Below are 9,111 nucleotides of genomic sequence, written 5' to 3'. Positions count from 1 at the left end.
CCTGCCACAGGATCCGCTCGGCGTCGGTCGGGTTGCGGCGGAGCAGCCGGGCAAGGCCGCGCACCGTGCTGGAGTTGTCGGCGGCAGCGCCGCCCTGCCCCTGCTCGGCGAGCAGCGCCCGCAGACGCGTCGCCTGCGCGCCGTCGAGCACGCCGCCCTTGGCCGGACCCTTGCGGCCCTCGGCGATCGCCATCACCACGCCGTGCAGCGTGTGCATGTCCTGCTTGGTCGGGTCCATCCGGGTGAAGATGTTGCGCAGGTTCACCAGCATGGTGTCGCGCTTCTCTGCCGGCCGCAGGAACTCGACCTTGTCGAGCTCGGCGACGAGGTTGTCGAAGAACGCTTGCATCTGGTGCTGGGAGGCCGGTTCGGACCGCTCCGGCATCGCGAAGGGCAGCGCGCCCGCGGTCGAGAGCTTGAACCATTCGTACCCCATCAGCAGCACCGCCTGCGCGAGGTTGAGCGAGGCGAAGCCCGGGTTGACCGGGAAGGTGATGATGCGGTTGGCGAGCGCGACCTCGTCATTGGTCAGGCCGGAGCGCTCCCGCCCGAACAGGATGCCGGCTCCGCCGCCGGATGCGACATGGCCGACGATCTCGTTCGCCGCGCCTTCGGGCCCGACCACCGGCTTGGCCTGATCGTGGGCGCGCGCGGTGGTCGCAAACACCAGCGTGAGATCGGCGATCGCCTGCTCGACCGTGTCGAACAACTCGACGGAACCGATGATGTGGTCGGCGCCGGCGGCGGCGCGTTGCGCGGCGACGTTCGGCCAGCCGTCACGCGGATTGACGATGCGCATCCGGGTCAGCGCGAAGTTGCCCATCGCGCGCGCGGCCATGCCGATGTTCTCGCCAAGCTGCGGCTCGACCAGGATGACAACGGGACCGGCAAGGTCGTGCCCTGCCTTGGTCTTGTCGGTGCCGGACATCTCACTTCACTTTCTGATTCAACGTCTGAAGATTTTGAATCAGCTTCCGAAGCAGCTGATTCAAACTCTCATGCGGAGCGCCGCAACCGGTTTTGCGCGGGACCATTTTCTCCAAGGAGATAACAGGGTTAGCAGCGTTTGCGAATCCTCAATCGGAGTCCCAATCGCACGGAGCGAAGACTGCCGCTTGCGCGCGCTTGGCCTTCGGATAGGCTATCAACCACAACCAAAGCGAAGCTGTAAAGGCACGCTTGAGACGCCGCTTGAACGGCGAGGCACTTGGGTCGAAGCAGTGGGGGGACGACGATGCGGGGCAGATGGACGCTGGCGATTGTCGGCGTGGTCTTGATCGTGGCGGGGGGCCTGCTCGCCCACCTCACGCAGACCGCAGGCGGCATCCGGATCGAGGATGTCAGATTCAAGGGCGCCAAGGGCAACACCATGAGCGCCCTGCTCTACGTCCCGCCGAACGCGACGCCGCAAATCCCGGCCCCCGGCATCCTCGCGGTGCACGGCTACATCAATTCGCGCGAGACCCAGGACGGCTTCGCCATCGAGTTCGCGCGCCGCGGCTATGTGGTGCTGGCGCTCGACCAGACCGGCCACGGCTATAGCGACCCGCCCTCCTTCGCCAACGGTTTTGGCGGACCTGACGGCCTTGCCTATCTGCGCAGCCTGCCATTCGTCGACAAGGACAACATCGGGCTCGAGGGCCATTCGATGGGTGGCTGGACCGTGCTGGCGGCCGCCACCGCGATGCCCAATGACTACAAATCGATGGTGCTGGAGGGCTCGTCGACCGGCAAGCCGTTCGCCGCCGAGGGCACCGCGACATGGCCGCGCAACACTGCGCTGGTGTTCGCCCAGTACGAGGAATTCCCCGAGCTGATGTGGGGCGTCGACCTCGCCCGCGACGTCACCAAGAGCCCGAAACTCTGGGCGCTGTTCGGCACGCAAGGCGCGGTCGAGCCGGGCAAGGTCTATGGCGATCCGGCCAACGGCACCGCGCGAGTGCTGCACACCCCCGCGATGACCCATCCGGCCGAGCACCTCTCGCATGAGGCGATCGGCTACAGCCTCGACTGGTTCGCCAAGACATTGAAGGGCGGCACCCCGCGTCCAGCCGACGACCAGATCTGGTTCCGCAAGGAGATCGGCACCCTGATCGCGCTGATCGGCTTCGTGGCGCTGGTGATCGGGACATTCGACGGGTTGCTGGAGGCGCCGATGTTCTCCCGCCTGCGGCTGCCGGCGGTTGCCGACGGCACCATGCCGCCGCACGAGGCCGCCAAAGGCCGGCGCTGGACCACGGCGTTCATCCTGTCCGCCTTCATCCCGGCGCTGACTTACTACCCGGCCTTTGCGCTGGGCGGCACTGTTGTCACCCCGAGCGCGTTCCTGCCGCAGGGCATCACCAACCAGATCCTGGTCTGGGCCATCATCAACGGCCTGATCACGCTGGCCCTGATGTGGTTCGCCCCTAAGCGCGCCAGTCGGGCCGGCCTCGTCGGTCAATCCGTCGTGATCGCGGTGACCTCGGTTGTGGTGGGCTACGCTGCGCTCTGGCTCGCCGACCTCGCCTTCAAGATCGACTTCAGATTCTGGATCGTCGCACTCAAATTGATGAGCGCGAAGCAATTCCTCATCTTCCTGATCTATCTGATTCCGTTCACGGCGTTTTTCGTGGTGGCGCTGCACGTGCTGCACCGAAATTTCTCGACCATGGGCGCGCCGCGCGGCGCGCTCTATCTGACCAACATCCTGGCGCTGACGCTCGGTTTCATCGTGTTGCTGGTGCTGCAATACGGCACGCTGTGGCTGACCGGTAAGCTGTTCAACCCGATCCCGGACCCTGGATTCGTGCCGCTCTCGACCATCGTCGCGATCCAGTTCGTGCCGCTGCTGGCGATCGTCGGCGTGATCGCGACCTTCACCTGGCGGCGGACCGGATCGAGCTTGCCGGGGGCTCTGATCGCGGGCCTGTTCGTGACCTGGTACATCGTGGCCGGGACCGCGACGCAGGTCCCGTTTTAGAGGGGTTCAGGCGAGGAAAACTCGCCCAGGACAAGGAGCGAGAGCCGCCCTTCAGAATGGCGGTTCTCGGTCAAAAGATGGGCTGAAAGTGCATAACCGGTGCGCTTCCGCCCGTCCGCGGGCGGTGCTATAGCGCAGGCGTATTTTCCACCCCCCGCCGTCAAAAGCGCGCCGTTCCCAAGAGGGCCTCCCCGTCATGGCTAAAATCAAGGTATCCAACCCCGTCGTCGAGCTCGATGGCGACGAGATGACCCGGATCATCTGGCAGTACATCAAGGACAAGCTGATCAACCCGTTCCTGGATGTCGAACTGCTCTATTTCGATCTGGGCATGGAATACCGCGATGAGACCAATGACCAGGTGACCATCGACGCCGCCGAAGCCATCAAGAAGGTCGGCGTCGGCGTCAAATGCGCCACCATCACCCCCGATGAGGCCCGGGTGAAGGAGTTCGGCCTGAAGCAGATGTGGAAGTCGCCGAACGGCACCATCCGCAACATCCTCGGCGGCGTGATCTTCCGCGAGCCGATCATCTGCAAGAACGTGCCGCGCCTGGTTCCCGGCTGGACCAAGCCGATCATCATCGGCCGCCACGCCTATGGTGACCAGTACCGCGCCACCGACATCAAGTTCCCGGGCAAGGGCACGCTGTCGATGAAGTTCGTCGGCGAGGACGGCACCGTGATCGAGCGGGAAGTGTTCAAGGCGCCCGGCGCCGGCGTCGCGATGGAGATGTACAATCTCGACGACTCCATCATCGATTTCGCCCGCGCCTCGCTCAATTACGGCCTGCTGCGCAACTACCCGGTCTACCTCTCGACCAAGAACACGATTCTGAAGGTCTATGACGGCCGCTTCAAGGACATCTTCCAGGACATCTACGACCGCGAGTTCAAGAAGGAATTCGAGGCCAAGGGCCTGACCTACGAGCACCGCCTGATCGACGACATGGTGGCCTCGGCGCTGAAATGGTCCGGCGGCTATGTCTGGGCCTGCAAGAACTATGACGGCGACGTGCAGTCCGACACCGTGGCCCAGGGCTACGGCTCGCTCGGCCTGATGACCTCGGTGCTGCTCACCCCGGACGGCAAGACGGTGGAAGCCGAAGCCGCCCACGGCACCGTGACCCGCCACTACCGCGAGCACCAGAAGGGCAAGGAGACCTCGACCAACTCGATCGCGTCGATCTTCGCCTGGACCCGTGGCCTCGCCCATCGCGCCAAGCTCGACAACAACGAGGCGCTGGCGAAGTTCGCCACCACGCTGGAGAAGGTCTGCGTCGCGACCGTCGAAGAGGGCTACATGACCAAGGACCTCGCGCTCCTGGTCGGCGCCGACCAGCGCTGGCTCTCGACCACCGGCTTCCTCGACAAGGTCGCCGACAATCTCGGGAAGGCGATGGCGGCCTGACGGCCGCTGTTTCCAGACACAATAGCGAGCGTGACCATGACCCTTCTCGGCCGGGTGACGCTCGCGTCCTTGTTGCTGACCGGATCGGCGGCACTCGCTGCCGATCCCCTGCCGGACGCCGTCGCGGCGCCCGACGAGACCGCGGTCCTCACCGTCCATGCCGAGGGCGTGCAGGTCTATGAGTGCAAGCCGGTCACCGACGGCAAGCTTGCCTGGTCGTTCCGCGAACCGGTCGCCACCCTGATTGCCGGTGGCCGCACCGTCGGCCGGCACTATGCGGGGCCGAACTGGGAGCATGTCGACGGCAGCGCCGTGACCGCCCGCACCGCGGGCAGCGCGCCCGGCGCAACGTCAGCTGACATTCCCTGGCTGAAGCTCGAGGTGATCGCCCATCGCGGCAACGGCCTGCTGTCGAGCGTCGCCACCGTGCAGCGGATCAACACCTCGGGCGGTGAACTCAACGGCGCCTGCGACAAATCAGGCGCGTTGAAGAGCGCGGCGTATTCGGCGGACTACGTGTTCCTGCGCCGCGACTAGAGCGTTTTCAAGCGAAGTGGGTACCGGTTCGCGTGAAGAAAACGCGTCAAAAGAGGAATCTAAAGCCTCGTTCCGATTTGATCGGAACGAGGCTTTAGTCGCGGATGCCGCCGTCGGTCTCGTGCGGCGCCTGGGCGATCTCGCTGGCGGCAAGGTCACCACCGGCGGTGAGCGGATCGGCGAGCCGCGCCTCCGCCGTCTCCCTGACATGGGCGGCGAGCGCCGGCATCCGCTCGATCAGGGCATGGAAGTCCTGCGCATCGAGCAGCAGCAGCTTGGTCTTCCGCATCGCCGTCACCGTGCCGGAACGGTTGGTCCGCCGGAGCAGCGCGATCTCGCCGAAGAACGCGCCGTCGGCAAGCCGCACCCGCTGGCTCGGCAGGTCGATCTCGACCTCGCCGGCGGTGATGAAATACATCGACGACGCCGCATCGCCGCGCCGCACCAGCACCTCGCCTGCCTCGATGGTCTGTGACCGCAACAGCCGCATGATGTCGGCGATGTCGGCGGCGTTGAGGTGCGAGAACAGCGGCACCCGCGCCAGCATGCCCCAGGTGACGACGAAGTCGCGGCGCCGCACCTCGTCGGCGAACGCAGTCGAGACGATCGCGACCGGCAGCGCGATCATCGCAAAGCCGACCACGATCGCAACCACCGTGACGATACGGCCGAGCGGCGTCACCGGCACGACGTCGCCGTAACCGACGGTGCCGAGCGTCACGATTGCCCACCACATCGCCTGCGGCATGGTGCCGAACTTGTCCGGCTGCACCTTGTGCTCGATGGCATAGAGCAGCGCGGCGAACAGCAGCACCGCGCCGGTCAGGATCACGACGCAGCCGAACAGCGTGCGTCGCTCGGCATGCAGGGCCGCAAGCAGCGAGCGCATCGCGGTCGAATACCGCACGAGCTTCAGGAACGGCAGCATGCCGAACAACACCAGCGCGGTCTTGTCACCGATCGCAAGCGCGATGGCCGATGGCAGGAAGGCGAGCAGGTCGATGACGCCGAGCGCCGAGAAGGCGTATTCCAGCCGCGCCTGCAACGGTGTCATGTCGCGCAGCGAGCGGCCGACCACACTCCAGAGCCGCGCGGCATATTCCAGCGCGAAGGCGATCACGGCGGCGATCTCGATCGCTGTGAACAGCCACCCGAACTGCGCATCGATCTCCGGCACCGACGCCAGGATCGCCGCCAGCACATCGACGGTGATGATCGCGACAACAAGCCGGACGAAGCGCAAGCCGACCGAATATGGCAGGTGGTCCTGCTCAAGCAGCTCGTAGAGACGCTCGCGCAGCCCGGGATCGCTGATCGTGGGCTTGAGCGGAGCCGTCGCCACGATCAGCCTCTCCGTCAGGCGCCGGCCATCGCTTGTTCAATTGCCGACAGCGCGGCGTCCGCCTTGGCGCCGTCGGGGCCGCCGGCCTGCGCCATGTCGGGCCGGCCGCCGCCGCCCTTGCCGCCGAGCACCTCGGAGCCCTTGCGCACCAGCTCGACCGCGTTGAAGCGCGAGGTGAGGTCGGCGGTGACGCCGACCACGATGCCGGCCTTGCCGTCCTCGGTGACGCCGACGATCGCGACCACCCCCGAGCCGATCTGCTTCTTGCCGTCGTCGACCAGGCTCTTCAGGTCCTTGGTCTCGACGCCCTCGACCGCGCGAGCGAGCAGCTTGACGTTGCCGACCTCGCGCACGCCGGAGGCGGCACCGTTCGACGACGAACCGCCGCCCATCGCGAGCTTCTTGCGGGCGTCCGACAGGTCGCGCTCGAGCTTCTTGCGCTCCTCCATCAGGGCTGCGATGCGCGCCGGCACGTCCTCGATCGAGGTGCGCAGCTCGGCCGCCGCGGTCTTCGCCAGCGTCATCGTGTCATTGGCGTGCTTGCGCGCATGATGCCCGGTCAGCGCCTCGATGCGGCGGACGCCGGAGGCGACCGCGCTCTCGCCGGTCACCGAAATCAGGCCGATGTCGCCGGTGCGGCGAACATGGGTGCCGCCACAGAGCTCGACCGACCAGCCAAGCGCGTTCTGGCCATGCTCGCGGGCGCTCTTGCCCATCGAGACGACCCGAACCTCGTCACCGTATTTCTCGCCGAACAGCGCGCGCGCACCGGCCTCGCGGGCATCGTCGACACCCATGATGCGGGTCGTGACCTCGTCATTCTCGAGCACGACATCGTTGGCGATGTCCTCGACCCGGGCGAGTTCTTCAGGCGTGATCGGCTTCGGATGCACGAAATCGAAGCGAAGGCGATCGGGCGCGACCAGTGAACCGCGCTGCGCGATGTGATCGCCGAGCACCTGGCGCAGCGCCTCGTGCAGCAGATGCGTCGCCGAGTGGTTGGCGCGGATCGACGAACGCCTGTTGTGGTCGACTTCGAGCTGCAGCGCGGTTCCGACACTCAGCGTGCCCTGCTCCACCGTGCCGACATGTACGAACAGGTCGCCGGCCTTCTTCTGCATGTCGGTGACGCGGAATTTGACGCCCTCGCCCGTGAGGATGCCGACGTCGCCGACCTGACCACCGGACTCCGCATAGAACGGCGTCTGGTTCAGCACGATCGCGCCGCTCTCACCAGCCTTGAGGCCATCGGCCTCGGCGCCGTCCTTGACCAGCGCCGTTACCACGCCTTCCGCGCTCTCGGTCTCATAGCCGAGGAATTCGGTCGCGCCGAGCTTCTCGCGCAGCGGGAACCAGATCGTCTCGGTCGCCGCCTCGCCGGAGCCTGCCCAGGAGGCGCGCGCCTTCTCGCGCTGGCGGTTCATCGCGTCGGTGAACGATGCCTGGTCGACGCTGATGCCGCGCGACTTCAGTGCGTCCTGCGTCAGGTCCAGCGGGAAGCCATAAGTGTCGTACAGCGTGAACGCGGTGTCGCCGTCGAACATGTCGCCCTTCTTGAGGCCGGCGCTCTTCTCGTCGAGGATCGACAAGCCGCGCACCAGCGTCTTGCGGAAGCGGGTCTCTTCCAGCTGCAGTGTCTCCTCGATCAGCTTCTCCGCGCGGACCAGGTCCGGATAGGCCTGGCCCATCTCGCGGACCAGCGCCCAGACCAGGCGATGCATCAGCGGCTCGCTCGCGCCCAAGAGCTGCGCGTGGCGCATCGCGCGGCGCATGATCCGGCGCAGCACATAGCCGCGGCCCTCGTTCGACGGCAGCACACCATCGGCGATCAGGAACGCCGAGGAGCGCAGATGGTCGGCCATCACCCGGTACGACGCCACGTTCTGCTCGTTCGGCCCATGGCCGAGGGCCGAAGCGGCCGCATCGATCAGATGGCGGAACAGGTCGGTCTCGAACACGCTCTCGACGCCCTGCAGGATGCAGGCCATGCGCTCCAGCCCCATGCCGGTGTCGATCGAGGGACGCGGCAGCGCCACGCGCTCCTCCTTCGTCACCTGCTCGTACTGCATGAACACCAGGTTCCAGAACTCGAGAAAGCGATCGCCATCCTCCTCCGGGCTGCCGGGAGGTCCGCCCCAGATATGCTCGCCGCGATCGATAAATATCTCCGAGCAAGGACCGCACGGGCCGGTATCGCCCATCGCCCAGAAATTGTCCGAGGTCGGGATGCGGATGATGCGATCGTCCGAGAAGCCCGCGATCTTCTTCCAAAAGCCGGCCGCCTCGTCGTCGGTGTGGTAGACGGTGACGAGCAGCTTGTCCTTCTTCAGTCCGAAATCCTTGGTGATCAGATTCCAGGCGAGCTCGATCGCGCGCTCCTTGAAGTAGTCGCCGAACGAGAAGTTGCCGAGCATCTCGAAGAAGGTGAGATGGCGCGCGGTATAGCCGACATTGTCGAGGTCGTTATGCTTGCCGCCGGCGCGGACGCACTTCTGCGACGTCGTGGCGCGCTGATAGCCGCGCTTCTCGACGCCGGTGAAGACGTTCTTGAACTGCACCATGCCGGCATTGGTGAACATCAGGGTCGGGTCGTTGCGCGGAACCAGCGGCGACGACGCCACGATCTCGTGGCCGTTCTCCTTGAAGAAGTTCAGAAATGTCGACCTGATGTCGTTGACGCTGCTCATGTTCATCCAATCGGAAAAAGGGGCCGGCCAGCCGCAAAAAGGCGTCATTTTCCGGCCGAACGCTTTTAGACATTGCCAGCTGCGGTGTCCAGAAACTGTGCAGGCAGATCATGGGCTTGCCGCGGCAGCACAAAGCCCATTGGATAGTTGTTGCAGCTGCGTTGACAGTCTT

The 9,111-nt window shown here is 65.6% G+C and carries 6 protein-coding genes; 3 read left to right on the top strand and 3 right to left on the bottom strand.

The window, feature by feature from the left end; genetic code table 11:
• On the bottom strand, positions 1-928 hold a 928-nt coding region (locus tag BraRD5C2_RS18910; RefSeq protein ID WP_223970341.1), incomplete at its 3' end, for an RNA methyltransferase.
• A gap of 306 nt (positions 929-1,234) precedes the next feature.
• Here BraRD5C2_RS18910 and BraRD5C2_RS18905 point away from each other — a divergent pair.
• The 3 genes from BraRD5C2_RS18905 to BraRD5C2_RS18895 all read left to right on the top strand — a co-directional run bounded on the left by BraRD5C2_RS18905 (position 1,235) and on the right by BraRD5C2_RS18895 (position 4,910).
• Positions 1,235-2,962, top strand: coding sequence for an alpha/beta hydrolase family protein (locus BraRD5C2_RS18905; RefSeq protein ID WP_223970340.1), 1,728 nt, complete (start codon positions 1,235-1,237; stop codon positions 2,960-2,962).
• A 196-nt stretch (positions 2,963-3,158) separates the two neighbouring features.
• Positions 3,159-4,373: an NADP-dependent isocitrate dehydrogenase gene (locus BraRD5C2_RS18900; RefSeq protein ID WP_223970339.1), complete on the top strand. Its 1,215-nt coding sequence runs from the start codon at positions 3,159-3,161 to the stop codon at positions 4,371-4,373.
• A 36-nt stretch (positions 4,374-4,409) separates the two neighbouring features.
• On the top strand, positions 4,410-4,910 hold the full coding sequence (locus BraRD5C2_RS18895; protein WP_223970338.1) for a DUF3455 domain-containing protein: 501 nt from the start codon (positions 4,410-4,412) through the stop codon (positions 4,908-4,910).
• A gap of 94 nt (positions 4,911-5,004) precedes the next feature.
• On the opposite strand, the gene BraRD5C2_RS18890 is transcribed toward BraRD5C2_RS18895, so the two are convergent.
• Positions 5,005-6,255 (bottom strand): cyclic nucleotide-gated ion channel, encoded by a 1,251-nt coding sequence (locus BraRD5C2_RS18890; protein WP_223970355.1) that lies wholly within the window; start codon positions 6,253-6,255, stop codon positions 5,005-5,007.
• An 11-nt stretch (positions 6,256-6,266) separates the two neighbouring features.
• Complete coding sequence (gene alaS / locus BraRD5C2_RS18885; protein ID WP_223970337.1) at positions 6,267-8,939, bottom strand: alanine--tRNA ligase; 2,673 nt, start codon at positions 8,937-8,939, stop codon at positions 6,267-6,269.
• Between the last annotated feature and the right edge of the window lie 172 nt (positions 8,940-9,111).

The sequence above is a fragment of the Bradyrhizobium sp. RD5-C2 genome, from assembly GCF_019972155.1.
Lineage (GTDB): Bacteria > Pseudomonadota > Alphaproteobacteria > Rhizobiales > Xanthobacteraceae > Bradyrhizobium.
The sequence above is the reverse complement of the archived record's forward strand: the minus strand, read 5'-3'. Positions and strand labels throughout refer to the sequence as shown.